Source organism: Agromyces protaetiae (assembly GCF_030866785.1).
Classification (GTDB): Bacteria; Actinomycetota; Actinomycetes; order Actinomycetales; family Microbacteriaceae; genus Agromyces; species Agromyces silvae.
The window spans coordinates 3,601,584-3,620,860 of record NZ_CP133018.1; the positions used below are offsets into that span (position 1 = coordinate 3,601,584).

The window sequence follows — 19,277 nt, forward strand, 5'->3', positions numbered from 1 at the left end:
CCTCGGGCCGGAGGCGGATTATCCTGCGGCGACGACGCGCTGTCGCTGGCTCCCGAGACCGTCGATGCCCAGCTCCACGACATCACCGGCACGCAGGTACGGGAACCGGCCGGAGAGCGCGACCCCCTGCGGTGTGCCGGTGTTGATCAGATCGCCCGGCTCGAGCGCGAGGTACCAGGAGAGGTGCCGCACGATCTCCGCGACCGAGAACACCATGTCGGCCGTGTTCGAATCCTGCCTGGTCTGCCCGTTCACGCGCGACCAGAGCCTGAGCGCCTGCGGATCGACCTCGTCGGCCGGGACGAGCTCAGGGCCGAGCGGATTGAACGTGGGCGCCGACTTGCCTTTCGACCACTGCCCGCCCGACTCCCGGATCTGCCAGTCGCGCTCGGAGACGTCATGGCTCACCACGTAGCCGGCAACGCAGGCGAGCGCCTCGGCCTCGGTGGCGAGCCGGTGCGCACGCCGGCCGATCACCACCCCGAGCTCGACCTCCCAGTCGAGCGCCGACGTCCCCGGAGGGGCTTCGACGTCGTCATCGGGGCCGACGATCGTGTTCGGATGCTTGAAGAAGACGATGGGCACCGCCGGCGGCGCGTCACCCGACTCGGCGGCGTGAGCGGCATAGTTCTGTCCGATGCAGACCACGGCCTGCGGCCGGGCGATCGGCGCGCCGACCCTCAGCGACGCTGCGTCCGCGAGGATCGGGAGCCGTTCGAGCTCGCGTCGCGCACGCGCGATGCCGTCCGCCGCGAGGAAGTCCCCGGTGAGGTCATCGGTCACCGGCCGAAGGTCCCGCACGAGACCATCGGCACCGCGCGCGGCGGGGATCTCGGCTCCGCGGGCGCCGAGTCGCATCAGCCGGAGCGTCGGGGCCGTCAACGGTCGAACCTGACGAGGATCTTCGCGGCCACCGCACCCGGAGCGGTGAGCCGACGGAACGCGTCATCCGCCTCCTCGGGCCGGACCTGCTCGCTCACCATCAGGTCGAGGACGTCCCGGCGCTCGGCCGCGAGCGCAGCCGCGCGGACGAAATGCGCGTCGCTGTAACAGAAGCTGCCCACGAGGGTCCGCTCCTCGGTGCTGACCTGGTATGCGGCGAGCGCGATCTCGGGACTGCCCATTCCGACGAGACAGATGGTCGCGCCGGAGCTCGACGCGGCGAACGCGTCGCGCAGGGTGGCGGTCACCCCGACCGCGTCGATGACCACGTCGACCGGGCCTCCGGCGTGCTGGTGCACCAACTCGGAGATCGTTCCGTCCGCCGGGTCGATCGCGATCGCGCCGAGCCGCTCGCAGAGGGCGCGACGAGCGGGATCGGGCTCGGAGACGATGACGAGCCGTGCCCCGGCGGCGAGACCGGCCAGCACCACGGACTGACCGATGGGCCCGCCGCCCAGGACCAGGATCGGCAGCCCCTCCACGGCGCCCGCGCGGGCCACGGCATGAACGGCGACCGCGAGCGGTTCGATGAGTGCGCCGTACTCGACCGGCAACGCCGGGTCGAGCGGGACGACGTTCTCTGCGGGCACGAGCACGCGATCCGCGAAGGCTGCGGGGACGTCCGGCGCGACCCCCAGCACCTTCCGATCCGGGCAGCGCTGTTCCCGGCCCGCGTACGCCCTGCGCGACTCCGGGGTGAGCATGACCGGGTTGACGGTGACCCGGTCGCCGACACTCACCGACTCGACCCCGTCGCCGACGGCCTCGACGATCCCTGCGGTCTCGTGGCCCATGATCTGGCCTGGAACACGCCGGCCGTTCTCGCCGGTGTACCCGTGCAGGTCGGAGCCGCAGATGCCGGTCGCGACGACCCGGACCACGACCTCGCCATCGCCAGGCGGCGGGACCTCGAACCGGGTGGGCACGATGCGCCCGAACGCTTCGAGCACCAATGCTCGTGTGCTGCTCATTCATCCTCCAGTCGGAACACGCGGGTCAGGTACAGGGGCCGGCCCTCTTCGTCGGCCACGGCTTCGAACAGGTCGCCGAGCGCTTCGGTCCAGGCGCGCTGCACGTCGTGCGCGGCGAGACGCGCCATCGTCTCGCCGAACGGCTCGCGGGTGCGGAGCGAGCAGACCACGATCTCCTCGTGCCGGAAGATCTCGTAGTCGTGCACCCCCTCGGCACGGAGCAGCGCCGTGAGCTCGGGCCAGACCTCGCGGTGACGACGGTCGTATTCCGGACCCGCGCCGGGCCTCAGCCGATACAGGTAGCGGACGGGCGGTTCGGTGCTCACTTGACCGCCCCGGCCATGGCTCCCGCGAGGATCTGACGCTGGAACACCAGGTAGATGATCATCACCGGCAGCAGAGCGACGACGAGCGCCGCGCTGATGAGCGGGATGGAGATGTCGTACTGTCCCGACAGGAGCGAGACGCCGACCATGAGTGTCGCGTTCTCGGAACCGCCCAGGATGACCAGCGGCAGGATGAGGTCGTTCCACATCCAGACGAAGTTGAAGATCGCCAGGGACGCGATGGCCGGCGTGGCGACCGGCAGCATGACCGAGAACAGCGTCCGGACATGGCCGGCGCCGTCCATGCGCGCCGCCTCCAGCATCTCGTCCGGCACCGCTCGGAAGTACGTCGCGAGCAGATAGACGGACAGTGGCAGGCCGAAGGCCGCGTACACCAGCACGACGCCCGCGAGATTCCCGCCGAGGCCGACCCCGATCACCGTCTCGTAGAGCGGATAGATGATGGCCTGACTCGGGATCACGAGCATCGCGATCATGAACAGGAACACGATGCTCCGCCCGGGGAAGCGCATCTTCGTGGTGACATAGGCGACGAGCAGCGCGGCCAGCGTCGAGAGCACCACGCCGCCGGCGCTCGCGAGCAGGCTGTTCACCAGCAGTCGCGGCACATTCATCCGCTGGAACGTCTCGAGATAGTTGTCCCACGTGATCGTCGCCGGGAGACCCATCGGGTTGCCGGCGAAGTCGCTGTTCTCCTTCAGCGAGTTGATCACCGTGTAGAGGAGCGGATACAGCGTGACCACGGCGATCATGACGAGGACGCCCGTCACGATCCAGCGCACGACACCGGACCGGACGGCCGCGGAGCGGGGCGGTGTGAGCGATCGGCGGCTCATGCGGACTTCCCTTCCCGGTACATGAAGCGCACCGCAAAGATCGAGATGAGCCCGACGAAGAGGAACAGGACGATGCCGATCGCGGAGCCGTACCCGCGGTCGAGGAACTGGAAGGTCGTCAGGAACACCAGGAACTCGGGCAGCATGGTGGCGTTGCCCGGCCCGCCCTTCGTCAAGGCGTAGATGAGCGGGAACATCCAGATCAGCACGCCCGAGGCGCACAACACCGTCCAGTAGCCGACCACCCCGCGGATGAGCGGGAGGATGATCTGGAAGAGCAACCGCCAGAAGCCGGCTCCGTCGATGCGCGCGGCCTCGATCGTCTCCGCCGGAACGGTCGACAGGCCGGCGAGGTAGGTGAGCACGCCATAGCCGAAGAAGCACCACAGCGCGACGCCGACCAATGAGAAGAGCGCGCTGACCGGTCCGTTCAACCATTCGATCGCGAGGGCGCCGAGCCCCATGCCGCGGAGGATCTCGTTCAACGGCCCGTCGGGCGCGAGGATCTGCCGGAACATGATGCCGACGACGATCGGTGCGATCGTGTACGGCAGGAAGTACGCCGCTCGGAAGAACCGCCACCCGGGCGTGCGCTGGTGGATCAGGACGGCGAGCACGAGCGGCAGCAGCACCCACACCGGCAGGGTCAGCGTCACCACGATCGCATTGCGGAACGCCTCGAGCACCACCGGATCGCTGAGCATCCGCTCGTAGTTCGCGAGGCCCGCGAACTCCGGTTCGGCGAATCCCTGCGTGCGCTGCAGGCTGAGTGAGACGCCCCCGGCGAGTGGAATGAGCTTGAAGCCCACCGCGAGCAGCACGCCGGGAAGGAGGAAGAGCGCGCCGATCAGGAGATCACGCCGGAGGCGCGCCTTCTTGGGCTCTGAGGCCCGATCCGCGGCGGGACGCACCTTCTTCCGAGCCGGAACTGCCGCCGCGGACCGCTCGGCGGCCGCGTGAGTGGGGATCGTCATGGAATCGACTCCTGGGTCGGAGGGGACGAGGCGCGCGCGCCCCGCCCCCTCGGCGTCCTACTGCTTGCCCGGCGAGTTCTCCAGGGCGGTCTGCATCTGCGCCGCCCAGTCGTCGACGGTGAGCTGGCCGAGTGCGACCTGCTGCCAGCCGCGCGCGAGCGCGTCGGTCTCCTGCCCGCTCAACATCACGCCGACGTGCAGGGTCGGGTCCGCGATGATCTCCTGGATCTGCTGGAGGGCGGGCGAGTCGGGGAAGGCACTCGTGTCGACCTGGGTGTTCAGCGGCTGTCCGTTCACGATCTCGGCCCACAGCTGGCCGTTCTCCGCGCCCGCCATCCACTTCACGAACTCGAACGCGGCCTCCTGCTTCGTGCTCCAGGTCGTGACTCCGTAGACCGAGCCCTCGATTCCCGAGAACTGCTTCACGCGCGGCGCATCGGGAACGATGGCCGGCCACAGCATGGCGCCCAGGTTCTCCGGGCCGATGGCCTCGCCGAACGCCTGCCAGTTGACGGCGTCGGAGAGGATCGTGCCCGCGAATGCCGCCTGTCCGCTCTGGAACAGGTCGGCGCCGTCGGGGAGCATGGTGATCGACGGGGCGTTGCTGTTGTTCCAGCCTGCGTCGGTGATGCTCGCGAGGCCTTCCAAGACCGAGACCATCTTCGGGTCCGTCCAGTCGAGCTCGCCCTTCAGCACCGCTCGCACATCGTCCTCGCTGAGGTAGTTCTTCGCGACCTCGGGGAAGTCCCAGTAGGCCGGGAAGACACCGGTGAGGCCGAGCGCGAGGCAGGTCTTGCCCGCGGCGGAGACCGCATCGCACGCGGCGCCGAACTCCTCCCACGTGGTCGGCGGGGCCTCGGGGTCGAGCCCGGCCTCGGCCAGGACCTGCTTGTTGTAGTACATGACGTTGCCCTGATACGAAAAGGGCAATCCGTAACACGGGTTGGCCGTGTCGAAGTCCAGACAGGCGCCGCTGTACGTCAGCAGGTCCTCACCGGCCGCGAGCACCTCATCCGGCAGCTCGACGTAGGCCGAGACCCGGTCGAAGAGCTCGAGGCCGGCGTTGTTGGCCATGACGTCCGGACCGGTCTTGCTGGTGATGTACGGACCCTGGACCTCGGGGTACCGGTCGAACGGCACGGTCTCGAGCTCCACCTTGATGTCGGGGTGCGCGGCTTCGAACGCCGCGACCGTCGCATCCCAGAACTCGCTGCCTCCCGGCTCCCAGTTCAGCACCTTGATCGTCGTCACGCCGTCGGCGCCGGTATCCGATCCATCTGCCGAGCATGCGGTCACCGTCAGGGCGACCGCGGCGGTCATGGCGATCGACGCTGCGATGTTCCGGCGCCGTACACGTGAAGGCCGACTGTTCATCTGTCCTCCTACTGCGTTGTATGCCGCGGTCCGTCCCGAGTGGCCGAGTGCCGACCCGTCCGCGATTTCGTCCAATGTATAGGTACGTCGTTCTATCTGTCGAACGTTTTTTGTTTCAATTCGATGAAATGCACTGACACGCCGACCCCGACACGCCGGCGACGGTCGCGCGAACAGCGCTCGCGTGGATGCCGCGCGTGCGGCCGCGCGGAGCCCTCGAACCTCTCGCCCGCGTACCACGGACGACGAAGCCCCCGGGCGGCCGTCCGACCGGATGCCGACTCAGGAATGCTCTGGATACTGCTGGACCGTGACCAGTCGCGCCGGCCCGCCCAGGGCGTGATAGAAATGTGGCCGATCAGCCGGGAACGTGAACATGTCGCCCGGGTCGAGCTCGGCGGAGTCGAGGTCGGTGCCCACGCGGACGCGGCCTTCCACACACAGGACGCGCTCGATGATCCCGGGAGCATTGCCCTCGGAGTTGCGCTTGGCCCGATCGCCGAAGATCATCACGCACAGCTCGACCTCACCGGTCGGCCGCCAGAGCGACAGGAGCTGCGCACGAAAGTGGTCGCCCTCCTGCACCATGATCGGGGCGTCGTCGAGGCGGAGCAGCTCCACCTCGGGCTTGCCGCCCGGCTCCTCGAAGAACGAGCCGAGCGAGATGTTCAAGCTCCTCGCCAGCGACCAGAGGGTGTCGAGTGACGGGTTGCCGTTGCCCCGCTCCAGCTCCGAGACGACGGACTTCGACAGCCCCGCCTTGGCGGCCAACGCGGAGAGCGACAGGCCGCGCCGCTGACGCCACACCTTGAGATTCTCCGAGAGTGGGGAGATCGGAGCACCCTCATCGGCCATCGCTCGACCCTCCCTCGCCGGGTTGCAGGACCCCCGCCTGCACAGAGCACCATATCGCGATCATTCGGGACGCACCGCGACCGCCTCGATCTCCACCCCGTAGGCAGGGGCGAGCCGGACGCCGACCGTGCTGCGGGCCGGACGGTGCTCGCCGAACACCTCACGATAGGCGGCGTCGAAGACCGGGAAGTCGTCGAGGTCGGCGAGGAAGCACGTGGTCTTGAGCACATCCTCGAGGCCGAGGCCGGCCTCCGCCAGGACGGCCGCGATGTTCGCGAGCGCCTGTTTCGTCTGGTCGCCGACGCCCTCCGGCACCCGCCCGGTCACGGGATCCAGGCCGACCTGTCCAGCGGTCATCACGACCGCGCCGCGGGCGACCGCGTGGGCGTAGTAGCCTCCGGGCGGCGGCGCCGCCTCACTCATGATCGTCTCGACACTCATGTGCTCTCCTTTCCTGTCCAGGGCGCTCCGGCCCCGTATCCGGCAGCCAGCCGGGCGTAGATGCGTGCCGCCTGTCGCAGTGCGCGGAGGGAGACACGTTCGTTCGGCCCGTGCGCGTGCGCGATCAGGCCGGGTCCGAAGGACGGCAACGTGGGCACGTCCGCCTCCGTGAACCACGGCGCATCGGTCGCGCCCGGGAAGATGCTGATCGGCGGCGGCGACCCGAGGACGTCGCGAGCGGCCGCGGCGGTCGCCGCAACCAGCGGATGCCCCGGAGCGAGGTCGCTCGGAGGAACCCACTCGAGTCCCGGCTCGAACACCAGCTCGACGTCGAGCAGCGGGTCGAGCGCACGGCGGCGGTCGAGCCAGCCCTCGATCGCGGTGCGGACACCCTCGAACGTCATGCCCGGCACCGTCCGCAGGTCGCACGCGAACTCGGCCTCGCCGGGCACGACGCCGAACCAGGTTCCGCCCGCGACGGTCACGCCCCGGTTCAACGTCGGGCCCGTCTGACCGATCGGATGCGGTGTGAACGGCAGCTCGAGCTCGTCGGCCATGTCGACGAGCAGGCGCGCCATGCGCTCGGACGCGTTGACGAAGGGCAGCCGGTCGCTGAGGCTGGAGTGACCCTGCGTCCCGCGTACGCGGATCCGGAAACAGCTCGAGCCGCGCGAGACCAGGTGCAGGCCCTGCCAGTCGTGGGTCCACCCGCTCGGCTCGCCGAGGAGGAGCCCGTCGACGTCGCCGAGCTCCGGGGCGACGAGTCGCGCCCCGCGCGAGCCGCCCGCCTCCTCGTCGGCGACGAGCGCGAGCACCACGTCGCCGGGCGGGGTCCCGGTCGCCATGACGGCGTCGAGCGCGACGATCATGGCGGCGATCGCACCCTTCATGTCGGCGGCGCCGAGTCCATGGAGCTCCCCGTCCACGATCACGGGGTCGAGCGGGTCGGTCCGCCACTGGTCGCGCGCCGACCCGACCGGCTTGGTGTCGATGTGGCCGGCCAGGGCGAGGACTGGCCCGCCGTCCCCGGTGAGGCGCGCGACGACGCTCGGACGCGCGTCACGGTCACCTGCGAGGCGCACGTCGAGTCCACGGTCGGCGAGCACGTCGACGAGGAAGGCCGCGATTGCCCGCTCATCGGCGTGCGGCGGAATCTGACTGTCGATCGCGATGAGGTCTCGCGCGAGTGCGATGAGTCGATCGTCATGCGCGACGAGGTAGGCATCGAGTGCGGCGGCGGTCATGGCGCCGCCGGGAGGGTCTCGAAGACGTCGGCGAGCCCCGCCATGAGGCGATCGACGTCGTCGAGTCGGTTCATGACGTGACTCGAGGCCCGCACGCGCCCGTCACCGCCCCACACGTAGATCCCCGCATCGGCGAGCTGGTCGGCGACCTCTTCGCCGCGCGGATGCAGGAAGGAGACATTGCCGAGGCGGCGATCCGGGTCCTCCGGCGTGGTGATCGAGAGGCCGAGTCCCCGGAACCCCTCGTACACGCGGGCGGTGATCGCCGCGGCATGCTGCTGCACCGCGCCGAGCCCCAGGTCGGCGAGCACGCGTGCGCCCTCCCCGAGCGCGGCGATGTCGCTCAACGCCGGCGCACCGAGCTGGAAGCGCCGGCCGCCGGGAGACCAGTCGAGATCGCCGAAGCGGCCGGGGCGGAAGATGTCCTCCACGGACCGCCAGCCGACATTGCCGGGTCGGAAGTCCGGAAGCCGGTCGCGGTTCCAGTACACGATGCCGACCCCGTAGGGTCCGAGCGTCCATTTGTAGGAGGCGCTCACGATGAGCGCGGCGTGGCTGAGGGCCAGCGGCATGACGCCGAGCGAGTGCGAGACGTCGAGAATGACCGGGATGCCGCGCGAGTCGGCGAAGGCGGCCACCTCGGCCGGGTCGTAGCGCAGTCCGGTGACATATCCGACGTGACTGAGGCCGATCGCCACCGTGCGCTCATCGCACGCGGCGGCCAGGTCGGCGAGCGGCAGGTCCCAGTCGTCCCGGCGGCGGACGAACCGGACCTCGAGGCCACGATCGCGCAACCGGATCCACGGCGCGAACACGCTCGGGTGCTCGAACTCGTTGAGCACGACATTGTCTCCGGGCTTCCAGTCCCAGCCGTTGGCGATCGAGCTCCAGGCGGTCGAGGCATCCCCCAGCAGCCCGACGTCATCGGCACTCGCGCCGTCGACCAGCCGCGCGACCTGCTCGCGCGCGGCCTCCTCGCGTTCGAAGAGGTGCGCGCGACCGCGCGGTCCGGTGCTCTTCATCGCGTAGGCCCACTCCATGGCAGCGGCGCCGGCCTTGAGCCCCGGGGCATGGGCGCCGGTGTAGAAGTAGGCCTCGTCCTCGAGCCCGATGAATGCACTGAGCGGAAGGAGCGGCTGGGCGCCGACGGTGGTCACGTGTCCTCCAGATGTTCGATAAATCAACTGTTGTTCACTGTATCGAACGAGAGTCCCGAGCGAAACGGTTCCGGTCCACTCGGTCGGCGAGTCGCCACCAGCGGTCCGCAGCGCCGCCCGCCGGCGCATCCGCCGCGCCGGCCCGTACGCGGGCGACCAGCGCGTCGGCCTCTGACGGCGCCAACGGATCGCCCTGCAGGACGTCGGTGATCGCGAGATACTCGTCGGCCGCCGTCTCCCCGCCGAGCAGCGGGTCGACGACCTCGGCCCGGAATCCCGCCCAATCGCGGTCCGGCGTCGTGCCGAAATAGGCGAAGGCGAGGTAGTTGAGCTCATTGGCTCCCGTGTAGGGCGACGCCTCGCCCCAGATCGTGAGCCCCTGCATGCCCGACCGCGCGGCGACCCGGGCCGCATCGGCGATGTCCCGCCCGATGAAGGCGTGCCGCTCGGTGCGCTCGTCGCCGTTCCACTGCGAGCCGAGGTGCAGACGAAGCGCGCTGACCGGGTACGGCAGAGCGGCGATCCGCTCGGCCGTGAGCTCGTGACGCAGCCGGTCGAGGTAGCTGCGGTTGGCCGTGTGCTGGTAGATCGCACGCGGCGGGAGCCCCTCGTGTCGGTGCTCGTCGGGGTCGAGCACGTTGTCCCACTGCAGCTCGCAGGTGATCCAGAGGTCGTCACGGACCGCGCGCGCCGCGGCCTCGAGCGGCGGGAAGTTCTCGGCGAGATCGTCGTGAGACCAGGTCTCCCCGCCGTCTCCGGTCGCCGCGCCGCGCCGACGCAGGCAGCGGTCGCAGCCGCACACCCCGTAATCACCGCTCTCGATGTTGATGCCGCCGATCTCGAACGTCTCGGCGAGCCACTCGACGCTGTCGCGCATCCAAGAGAGCGTCTCGGGGCGTGACGGGCATGCGGCCTGCGTGTAGTCGCTCCGCGGGAACGAGAGCGGGAACCCGAGGTCGTCGATCGAGAACCCCACGCCCCCGTGCAGGCTCGCCGCATGTTCGGGGTGCTCACGGAGCCAGGTCGACAGGTTCGCGGGGTGATCGCCGTCCCAGTAGACCCCGCCGTACGCGCCGATCGCGATGCCGGGGACGATCCGGACACCCCGTTCCTTCGCATAGCGGCACAGCTCGGCCGCGGCGTCGACCCCGCCGTGGGCGTCGCGGAGGAACCCGTAGACGACGATCGCTCCGATGCGGTTCCGGCTGCAGAAGTCGACCATCGCGCGGTAGTCGTTGAGGAATCCGCCCGGCGGCTTGCCGTATGGATTGAACACCCCGGTCTCCTGGACACCGATCTGGCCGAGGTCCCAGTTCGAGGAGTGGTCCCAGGTCCAGAATGTGCGGTGCGGCAGCGCCGGGCGGTCCTCCGTGCGCCCCGGCTCGACCTCGAGCCCGCCACGCACGGCGTGACGATCGAGGAGCCGTTCGACGCCTCCGATCACCCCGGAGAACGGCCCTCCCGCGATCTCGACCCGCACCGGATCGACGGAGGCCACGAGATCGAAGGCACCCTCGGGGATCTCCGCCGCCGTTGTGAGCTCGAGCACCGGATACTCGGCACGGTCGGGGTGCTCCAGGTCGACCCAGTCGATGCGTGACGTCCCCGCTCGCAGCCTCCTCGCGGCGTGGGGGTGGTCCCGCCCACCGACCAATCCCACCCGGCCCTCAAGTCGAATCGTCATCGCTCGCTCCTCCCGATCACACTTGCGCGGTTCGACATATCAAACGATGATTTTCATACCGAACGCAAGTGGAGGCTCGATGAGCGAGAACGGAGCGCGGCCCGACCTGCTTCGCGTCGCCGTCGTCGGCGTCGGCCGTTTCGGCCGCGAACACGCCAGGCGGTACGCGAGACGCACCGACTGCCGGCTCGTGGCCGTCGTGGACCCCGACGTCGGACTCGCCGGGGAGGTCGCACGTGAGTTCGAGTGCGAGGCGTTCGCCGATCTCGCCGCGCTGCTCGACGCCCGCCCCGACGCCCGCCCCGACGCGGTGTCCATCGTCAACCCCGGGTGGGCGCACGTCGAGACCGCCGAGCGCGTACTCGGGGCCGGCATCCCGGCGCTCGTCGAGAAGCCCGTCGCCCTCACAGCGGACGACGGGCATCGGCTGATCGAGGCCGAGCGAGCGTCGTCCGCCTTCGTGCTTCCCGGGCACATCCTCCGGTTCAGCACGGCGTACCGTGAGCTTCGCGCCCGGGTCCGGTCGGGCGAGGTCGGGCGACCGGTCGGCATGAGCTTCACCAAACACCGCACGCGCGACCACGATGCGCGCTACCCGGACGAGCATCCGGTGCTCCTGACCGGCATCCACGACATCGACATGGCGCTCTGGCTCACCGGCGAACCGGTGGTGAGCGTTCGCTCGACCGAGCGACACGCGCCGGGCCGCAACCAGCCCGTCGCCGTGTTCAGCGACCTCGAGACCGAGTCGGGGATCGCCATCCGGCTCGTCAACACCTGGTCGCCCGCGGAGGGTGCCGCGGTCCCGGACCGGGTCGAGATCTACGGAACCGACGGCATGCTCCAGCTCGATCTGACGCCACGTGTGACCAATCCCGGATCCGCCCCGCTCGACGACGAGTTCACGCCCGCCTCCGGCGGCGGCGCGCTCGCCACGGAGATCGATCACTTCCTCGAACGCGTGCGTCTGGGCGAACCCTCCGACGTCATCACGCTGGAGGAGGCGATCGACGCGATCCGGGTCGCCGAGCGTGTGGTGCAGGCCGGAGCGGCGGGATGACTCGGAGCAGCGGGATGACTCGGAGCGGTGGGATGACTCGGCGCGACGCCCACGTGCACCTCTCGCGGCGCACCGGCTTCTCGGCAGCGCTGGAGGGGCACGACGAGGTCGACACGTACGACCGCGCGCGCACGGACGCCGGCGTCGTCGAGGCGCTCGTCGTCGGCTACGAACGCGACGGACACAGGGGGAACAACGCCGAGATCCTCGAGTTGTCGCGGACCCGGCCCTGGCTCCGGCCACTCGCCTTCCTGGAGACTCAGGGGCCGCCGGACGCGATGCTCCTGCATGACGGTCTCGACATGGGATACGCGGGCTGGGCGGTCTACCTCGACCGGCACGCGTTCCGCCGGTGGCCGCACCAGCATCTCGCGGCACTCGGGCGCGGCGGCGGGGTGCTGAGCGTCAACGTGGGGATGGCCGATCTCGACGGCCTGGCGGACGGGCTCCGCCTCCTCCCAGAGGTTCCCGTGCTGGTCTCGCATCTCGGCCTCCCCGGTGCCGACGGGAACGTCGACGCCCTCGTCGCGCTGGCCGCGGACGCCCGGGTGCATGTGAAGCTCTCGGGGCTGTATGCGATCGATCCGACGCTCGGCCACGCGGGTGCTCGCGAGCCGGCCGAGCGCCTCATCGAGGCCTTCGGTCCCGGACGGGTGCACTGGGGCAGCGACTTCTCCCCGGTGCTCGACGTCGCCCCGGATTCGATGCAGCTCCCCGACTGGCTGCCGAGCGTCGCCGGCGACCACCTCGACGCGATACTCGGCGATGCGCTCGGCGACCTTCTCCAGAGCTGAGCGCCCCGACGCCTCGCGGGGTGCTCGGGCCGCGGCGCGGCGCCCCGAGCACCCCGACCAGGCGACTCAGGCCGCTGGACCCGGCCCTTGCAGCGACCCCGTCAGCGGCTCCCCGCCCGCCCGGTTGACGAAGCAGTAGTAGGTGCGCTCGCCCTCGGCCCACTGCTCCTCGGTGACCGGGTAGGAGCCCTGGACCTGCAGGTCGTTGACGCCGGAGGCGGCCCCGACCTCGATCACGCCCGGTGCGGTGCACAGCAGGTTCATGCGCGACCCGATCTCGGCCTCACCGGGGAACGGCGCCGCGGCGTCCTCGGGCAGCTCGCCGCGGAGCACGAGCTGTGCCGCGTGCGGCGCGGCGCAATCCACGACCGTGAACTCCTCGGCCCACGGCGACGTGAAGCCGTCGAGGCATTCGCCGCCGAAGAGGGTGTCCCATGCGTGAACGCCTGCGGGCTGCGGTCCGGTCGGCTCGGGCGTGGGCGTGGGCTCCGCGGTCGGCTCGGGCGTCGCGACCGGCGTCTCGGCCTCGCCGCCGCCGGCGAGCTGCGTGCCGAGCAGGTAGAGCCCGGCGAGGACCAACGCGACGACGAGGCCGCCACCGATCCAGAGCAGGGTTCGCGTGCGGCGGCGCGAGCCGCCCGTGCCGGGACGACGCGGGCCGCCGCCGGACCCGCCCGCTCCGCCCGGCGCGACGGCCGGGCGCGGACCGCGCGCAGCAGGCTGCGCTCCCGCAGCGGTCATCGCGACCGTGCGCTGGGTCTCGGGTGCGGTGGGCGCGGCGGATGCCTCGGGCCGCGCCGTGGTCGGAAACACCGCGGTCGGTGTGGGCGCGGGCGGCGCCACCGCGGGCGCCTGCGAGGTGGGCGCAGCGGCGTCGTGCGTCGCTTCGGGCTCGACCGGTTCGGGCTCGACGGTCTCGGGCGTGGGCGGCTGCGCCGGCTCGGGCTGCACCGGCTCGGGCTGCGCCGGCTCGGGCTGCACCGGCTCGGGCTGCGCCGACTCGGGCTGGGCGGGCTCTGCTTCGACCGGCGCTGCCACGATCGGCTCTGGTTCGGGTGCCCGCGCCCCGCGACGCGAGCGGTCGTCGGCCACCCTCGGATCAGCTGCGTTCGGGTCCGGCGTGAGGTTCCAGACGAACCCGCCCTGCGGGCCGGTGTCTTCCACCTCGTCGCGGTCGGGGTCGTCGGCACGGCTCGCGTCGACTCCGCTCGCCGCCTCGGCGCGCGGCGCCGGGGCACCCGGCGCGTCTCCGGCGGGCGTGCCGAGCAGGTCCTCGACCGGTTCGCCCTCCGGCGGGCGTGCAGGTTCTCCCCAACGGGCTCTCGCGAACGCCGGGAACGGCGGACGCGGCCGCTGCATGCCGGGCTCGCCCGGCACGGTTTCGGATGCCTCGGCCCCGGCCCCCGTCTCTGCAGCGTCGCCCGGGGCGCCGAACACCCCGGCTCCCGCGGACGCAGCGGCCGGAGCGGCCGGAACGGCCGGTGCCACGCCATCCCGGCTCGCGCCCGGTGCCGCCGCGGGCTCGGCCGGCGTGACCGGCCCGTCCGGTTCGGTGAGGGCAGACCACAGCGCCGCGCCGTAGTCGTCGACGGGCGGCGCACCGCTCGGCTCAGCGGGCTCCACGACCGGCTGTACCGACGGCGGAACGGCAGGCCTCGGCGCATCGGCAGGCGCAGGTTCGGTCGGTTCGGCAGAACCCACCGGCGCCGGCACGCCGTCGGCCGCGGCGGGCGGCTCCGCGGGGCTCGGCGGTGCAGCGGCAGCCGCCGCGCCCGAAGCGCCCGCGCCGTCGACACCGCCGAGCGGCACACCGGCCGACTCGGCGTCATCGAACGGCGGCGTGAACGAACGCCTGGCGGCACGCGGGGGCGCGAACGGCGCGACCGGGGTGTCGGCTCCGCCCACCTGATCGCCCCAGGTCAGGGCGAACGGCGCGGTCGGCGTGACCGGCCCGGGGACGCCGGCGTGCTCGCCCTCGCGGGCCGTCGCTGCGGCATCCTCGCCTGCGCCTGCGCCTGCGCCTGCGCCAGCGCCGTCGTCCGTGCCCGCGAACGCCGGGCGGTCGGCGCTCGACCCGGGGACCGTCCCGTCGTGCACCGGGCGCGGGGCCGGCGCGACCGAGAACCAGTCGTCGCCCTCGTCACGACGTTCCCGTCGCGACGACCAGGCCGCCGGTTCCGGGGTCGAAAGGTCGGCCGGTTCGGGGGGTGACGCCTGCGAATCGGCTGGCGGGGACGCCGCGGGTTCGTCGTCGTCCTCGCCGGCAAGCTCACCGAGCAGCCAGTCGGCGCCGTCGCGCTCGTCGGGCTCGTCCTGCCCGTCTCGTCCCCCGCGCATCAGGCGAGTCCCAGGTCGTCCAGTCCGATCGCGGCGAGGTAGGGCACGCCCTCCGCCTCGATGATCTCGCGCGCGCCCGTTGCGCGGTCGACGACGACCGCGACGGCGGCGACCTCGGCCCCGGCGGCCCGCAGGGCGGCGATCGCCTTGATGGGGGATCCGCCCGTGGTGGAGGTGTCCTCGAGCACGATGACGCGCTTGCCCGAGACATCCGGCCCCTCGACCTGCTTGCCCCGGCCGTGGTCCTTCGGTTCCTTGCGCACGACGAACGCGTCATAGGCGAGCCCGCGCGCGGCGCCCTGGTGCAGCACCGCGGTGGCGATCGGGTCGGCGCCCATCGTGAGCCCGCCGACCGCGGTCACACCCGGCACGTCGGCGATGAGGTCGAGCATCACCTGCCCGATCAGCGGAGCGACCCGGTGGTCGAGGCTGACCTTGCGCAGGTCGACGTAGTAGCTCGCCTGCTTGCCGCTGGTGAGCGTGAAGTCACCATGGAAGACCGCGTCCGCGGCGATGTGGTCGATGAGCCGGCGGCGCACGTCGGCGGCCTGGGTGTCGTGCGGGGTCACCCCCCGAGTGTATTGGTCGAACCGCGCCGTGCGTGGCAGGCGAGGGCCACACGGCTCATTCCGTTACCCCCTCGGGCGCCGTGGCCCGCGGCGCGGACGGGTCGGTGTCTCGCCGGGCCCCGCCGACCCGATGCACGAGCCGCGCCCAGAACGACGGCCGGACCGCCTCGACCACCCTGGCCGGCATCTCGATGTGGAACGCGGCGATCTCTTCCGCCCCGCGATGCACGAATCGGTACAGCGCGGTCCCGAGCAAGACGCCGAGCGCGATCGACATGACCGACGTGAGCGCCGCCGCGAAGTCGTCGGCGCCGCCGTCGGCGCCGACGACCTCGGTGAGACCCACGAGACCGGCCGCTCCCGGCACGAGCAACCAGAAGGCGGGCAGGAACGTGAGCTGCGACGGCGCGCCATGCCGCAACGACGACACCCAGAGCACGAGCGGCGTGACCGCGAGCGCGCCGATGAACCCGCTCACGGTCGGGCCCGCCACGAGCTGGCCGACCGATTGCCCCGCATACGCGACGACGAGGGCGAGCAGCACCCACCCGAACGTCCGCCTCGGGGCGGAGAAATGCAGGAAGTTCCCCACCGCGAACAGCAGCACCCCGCCGAGCGCGGCCCACCATGGAAGCCGTTCGGCCTGGTCGAGCGGCACATAGCTCTCGGCGCCGACGCCGAGGATGGTGCCGGCGGCGAGAATGCCGAAGGCGAGCAGTCCGAGCTGGACGAGACCCGTGACGAGCCGTGACGCGCCCGCGATCATCTGTCCGGCCGCGAGTTCCATCGTCGCGGTCGTGAGCACCCCGCCGGGCAGGAACGTCGCGAGGGGCGCGATGAGCAGGCGGAGCGGGTCCCCCACAGGCACGTACGGGGCGATCAGGAAGACCGCCAGCGCCGACCCGAAGGCCGCGACGACGGGGAAGACGAGTTGCAGGGTCGGCGAGCGGATGAGCTTGGCGAGCCCCAGCACCGCGCCGAGGCCGAACGCGACCAGTGCGCCCTGCCACGTCGGGGTGAGCAGCAGGGCGAGACCCGCGGTCAACAGCGCATGCCCGAACACCCGCACGGGCCACGGCTGGCCCGGCCGCATCGCGCCGATCTCATTGAGCCGGCGGATCGCATCGGCCGGGTCGACCGACGCCGAGCGGGCCTCGCCGACGAGCTGGTAGAGCGCCGCGATCTGATCGAATCTGAACGTGGCGACAGCCGACGACCGCAGGGCGACATGGGCGGACGGGCCGCTGCCGGTCTCGATCACGATGGCCGTCGGCAGCACCACGAAATCGGTGTCGTCCCGCCCGTACGCACGCGACACCTCGTTCATGATGTCGCGGATCCGGTCCACCGACTCGGACGCCGCATTCAGCGCCTCCGCGAGCCCCAGGAGGAAGCTGCGGAGCACTGCCGAGTCGTCGTCCGCGGTCACCCCCGCACCCATCGACCGGCCACCCGCGTCACGCCACGACCACGAGCGAGAGCAGCACCCCGACGATGATCGCGACGACGATGTACACGAGGTTCGGGAGCTGGAAGGAGTGATCGACGACGAACTTGCCCATGCGGGTGGTACCCGTCTGGTCGAACGCGACGGTCGCGACCTGGCTGCCGTTGGCGGGCAGCGTGTAGATGCCCATCGCACTCGGCCAGAGCCCGACGAGCAGCGACGCCGGCAGGCCGATGGTGATGCCGATCGGCACGATCGCGTTCGTGGCGCTCGACTGGCTGGTCGTGAGCGCGGCGACGAGGAACAGCGCGAGCGCGAAGAGCAGCGCACCCAGGAACGCCGAGGAGCCCGACACGAGCGCCCCGAGCCCGTCGACGATGAGCTGGTTGTTCGCCGCGACGAACGTGTTCGCGAGCCACGCGATGCCGAACAGCGCGATCGCGCCGACCATGCCGGCGGGGAACGTCGACTGCTTCGGGACATCCGATGCCTTGACCTTGCAGGTCAGGAAGATGAGCGCCGCGATGACGCCCATGATGACCTCGATGATGACCGTGACCGACACCCGTACGGGGTCGCCGTCGTCGTCGGTGCCGATGATCGGCCGGAGCCCTTCGAAGAGACCGAAGATCACGATCACGCCGACCCCGGCGAGGAACAGCGACGCCGAGAGCACCGCGCTGCGCGGCAGCTTCTGCTCGTGCGCGTCTTCGGCCGGAGGCTTCACGAGATGCTCCGCGAGCCGGCGCTGGAACTCGGGGTCGTCCTCGAGGTCTTTGCCGTGGCGGACCATGATCAGCGAGGCCACCAGCAGGCCGGCGATCGACGCGGGCCACATGATGAGCAGCAGCTTGCCGAGGTCGACGCCCTCGGGCGCGAGCAGCACGACCATGGAGGCGGTCGCGGCGGACACGGGCGAGCACAGGATGCCCACCTGCGACGCGACCGCCGAGACCGACAGCGCCCGCTCCGGGCGGATCTTCTGCTGGTACGACACGTCGTAGATGACCGGGAGCAACGGGTAGAAGATATTGCCCGTGCCAGCGCCGACCGTGAACAGGAACGACATGGCGGGCGCGAGGAACACGACCGACTTCGGCCGTCGACGGATCACCTTCGCGGCGACCGAGACCATCCAGTCGATGCCGCCGGCCGCCTGCATGACGGATGCGGCGGTGATCACCGTGATGACGATGAACACGGCGTCGACGGGCGCGTTTCCCGGCGCCTCCCCGAAGCCGAAGACCAGCACCGCGACGCCGACGAGCCCCCACACACCGAGACCGATGCCGCTCGTGCGCGTGCCCATGTAGATCGCGAGGATCACGACCAGGAGTTCGGCGAACAGGATCCAGACGTTGTCGTTCATGCGCTCGGCCCCGCGACGATGGGGGCGGGTGCCGCCAGGACGCGCACCGGCAACGGGGCCTCGACGATCTGCCCGTCGCGGGCCTCGACCCGGAGTGCGAGCGGGTCGTCGACCGGGCTGATCGCCGTGACGAGCCGGTCGCCGTCGAAGTGCAGCGACTGCAGATTGCCCACCGCATAGCCTGCCGGCAACGAGCCGTCGATGAGCGCCCGGTGGTAGAGCGGGCGTCGTTGGTCTTCGGCGTCGTAGTGCGGGCAGAAGCTCCCGGCGAGGAATCCGAGGCCCTCCGGAAGCACCTGCAGGGTGGGACCGTAACTGTCGGTCGTGCCGCCCTCGAACCAGCAGATGCCTCCGGCGGAGCCGCCCGCGAACACGACGTTCGAGTCGGGATCCCGCCACATGCCGCGGAGTATCTCGTCGAGCCCCTGCCGCTTCCAGACGTCGAGCATGTTCGCGGTGTTGCCGCCGCCGACATGGATCACGTCGAACCCGCGGACCAAGCCCGCGAGATCGTCGATGTCGCGATGGAACAGCGTGAGATGGTGCGGTGCAGCGCGGTCGGAGTCGTAGGTCCGGTAGAAGCTCACGATGTACGCCGCGTCGTCTCCGGTCGCGGTGCCGACGAAGAGCACCCGGGGTCGCGCCTTGCCGGTGAGTTCGAGAATGTAGTCGTGCGTCGGATCCGACCGACGCTCCATCATCGCCTTGCCTGCTCCGGTTGCCACGACGTGCGCCATCGTTCCCCCTCGGTCCCCGACCCTGTGTGAGGCCAAGCTAGACCCGGGAGCGACGAAAAGTCGAGCGGTCTTCCGGTTCAGCTCGACGCGCCCACGCGGACACAGCGAAGGGCCGCCCCGCGGGGTGTCCCTCCCCCGC

18 protein-coding genes are annotated in these 19,277 nt (G+C 71.0%); 2 read left to right on the forward strand and 16 right to left on the reverse strand.

Annotated features, from left to right (window positions below):
• Positions 1–18 precede the first annotated feature (18 nt).
• The 11 genes from QU602_RS16430 to QU602_RS16480 form a co-directional block, all read right to left on the reverse strand.
• Positions 19–858: a fumarylacetoacetate hydrolase family protein gene (locus tag QU602_RS16430; RefSeq protein WP_308797529.1), complete on the reverse strand. Its 840-nt coding sequence runs from the start codon at positions 856–858 to the stop codon at positions 19–21.
• A 20-nt stretch (positions 859–878) separates the two neighbouring features.
• Positions 879–1,913: a zinc-dependent alcohol dehydrogenase gene (locus QU602_RS16435; protein ID WP_308797530.1), complete on the reverse strand. Its 1,035-nt coding sequence runs from the start codon at positions 1,911–1,913 to the stop codon at positions 879–881.
• Positions 1,910–2,239: an L-rhamnose mutarotase gene (locus tag QU602_RS16440; protein WP_308797531.1), complete on the reverse strand. Its 330-nt coding sequence runs from the start codon at positions 2,237–2,239 to the stop codon at positions 1,910–1,912. Before QU602_RS16440 ends, QU602_RS16435 begins: the two co-directional genes overlap by 4 nt.
• Positions 2,236–3,096, reverse strand: coding sequence for a carbohydrate ABC transporter permease (locus QU602_RS16445; RefSeq protein WP_308797532.1), 861 nt, complete (start codon positions 3,094–3,096; stop codon positions 2,236–2,238). Before QU602_RS16445 ends, QU602_RS16440 begins: the two co-directional genes overlap by 4 nt.
• On the reverse strand, positions 3,093–4,070 hold the full coding sequence (locus tag QU602_RS16450) for a carbohydrate ABC transporter permease (protein ID WP_308797533.1): 978 nt from the start codon (positions 4,068–4,070) through the stop codon (positions 3,093–3,095). Before QU602_RS16450 ends, QU602_RS16445 begins: the two co-directional genes overlap by 4 nt.
• Positions 4,071–4,127: 57 nt before the next feature.
• Positions 4,128–5,444: an ABC transporter substrate-binding protein gene (locus tag QU602_RS16455; protein ID WP_308797534.1), complete on the reverse strand. Its 1,317-nt coding sequence runs from the start codon at positions 5,442–5,444 to the stop codon at positions 4,128–4,130.
• A 282-nt stretch (positions 5,445–5,726) separates the two neighbouring features.
• Positions 5,727–6,299, reverse strand: coding sequence for a helix-turn-helix domain-containing protein (locus QU602_RS16460; protein WP_308797535.1), 573 nt, complete (start codon positions 6,297–6,299; stop codon positions 5,727–5,729).
• 60 nt (positions 6,300–6,359) lie between these two features.
• Positions 6,360–6,740, reverse strand: coding sequence for a RidA family protein (locus QU602_RS16465; RefSeq protein ID WP_308797536.1), 381 nt, complete (start codon positions 6,738–6,740; stop codon positions 6,360–6,362).
• The gene (locus QU602_RS16470) at positions 6,737–7,984 is read right to left on the reverse strand and encodes a M20 family metallopeptidase (RefSeq protein WP_308797537.1); all 1,248 of its coding nucleotides are present in this window, start codon (positions 7,982–7,984) and stop codon (positions 6,737–6,739) included. The genes QU602_RS16465 and QU602_RS16470 overlap by 4 nt, the downstream gene beginning before the upstream one ends.
• Positions 7,981–9,141, reverse strand: coding sequence for an aminotransferase class V-fold PLP-dependent enzyme (locus QU602_RS16475; RefSeq protein ID WP_308797538.1), 1,161 nt, complete (start codon positions 9,139–9,141; stop codon positions 7,981–7,983). Before QU602_RS16475 ends, QU602_RS16470 begins: the two co-directional genes overlap by 4 nt.
• Positions 9,142–9,175: 34 nt before the next feature.
• Entirely contained in the window at positions 9,176–10,825 is a 1,650-nt protein-coding gene (locus tag QU602_RS16480; RefSeq protein ID WP_308797539.1) for a hypothetical protein, read from the reverse strand.
• A 79-nt stretch (positions 10,826–10,904) separates the two neighbouring features.
• Between QU602_RS16480 and QU602_RS16485 the strand changes: the two genes are divergently transcribed.
• Complete coding sequence (locus QU602_RS16485; RefSeq protein ID WP_308797540.1) at positions 10,905–11,885, forward strand: Gfo/Idh/MocA family protein; 981 nt, start codon at positions 10,905–10,907, stop codon at positions 11,883–11,885.
• A gap of 32 nt (positions 11,886–11,917) precedes the next feature.
• On the forward strand, positions 11,918–12,679 hold the full coding sequence (locus QU602_RS16490) for an amidohydrolase family protein (RefSeq protein ID WP_308797541.1): 762 nt from the start codon (positions 11,918–11,920) through the stop codon (positions 12,677–12,679).
• A gap of 66 nt (positions 12,680–12,745) precedes the next feature.
• Here the strand turns inward: QU602_RS16490 and QU602_RS16495 are convergent, their stop codons facing one another.
• Genes QU602_RS16495 through QU602_RS16515 form a run of 5 tightly spaced genes read right to left on the reverse strand, consistent with a single transcriptional unit; the run spans position 12,746 to position 19,126 of the window.
• Complete coding sequence (locus QU602_RS16495; protein ID WP_308797542.1) at positions 12,746–15,016, reverse strand: hypothetical protein; 2,271 nt, start codon at positions 15,014–15,016, stop codon at positions 12,746–12,748.
• The gene (pyrE, locus tag QU602_RS16500) at positions 15,016–15,585 is read right to left on the reverse strand and encodes an orotate phosphoribosyltransferase (RefSeq protein WP_308797543.1); all 570 of its coding nucleotides are present in this window, start codon (positions 15,583–15,585) and stop codon (positions 15,016–15,018) included. The genes QU602_RS16495 and pyrE overlap by 1 nt, the downstream gene beginning before the upstream one ends.
• Before the next feature lie 55 nt (positions 15,586–15,640).
• Positions 15,641–17,014 (reverse strand): threonine/serine exporter family protein, encoded by a 1,374-nt coding sequence (locus QU602_RS16505; RefSeq protein WP_308797544.1) that lies wholly within the window; start codon positions 17,012–17,014, stop codon positions 15,641–15,643.
• 28 nt (positions 17,015–17,042) lie between these two features.
• Positions 17,043–18,401 (reverse strand): anaerobic C4-dicarboxylate transporter family protein, encoded by a 1,359-nt coding sequence (locus QU602_RS16510; RefSeq protein WP_308797545.1) that lies wholly within the window; start codon positions 18,399–18,401, stop codon positions 17,043–17,045.
• Positions 18,398–19,126, reverse strand: a complete 729-nt coding sequence (locus QU602_RS16515) for a Type 1 glutamine amidotransferase-like domain-containing protein (protein ID WP_308797546.1) — start codon at positions 19,124–19,126, stop codon at positions 18,398–18,400. The genes QU602_RS16510 and QU602_RS16515 overlap by 4 nt, the downstream gene beginning before the upstream one ends.
• Positions 19,127–19,277: the final 151 nt, after the last annotated feature.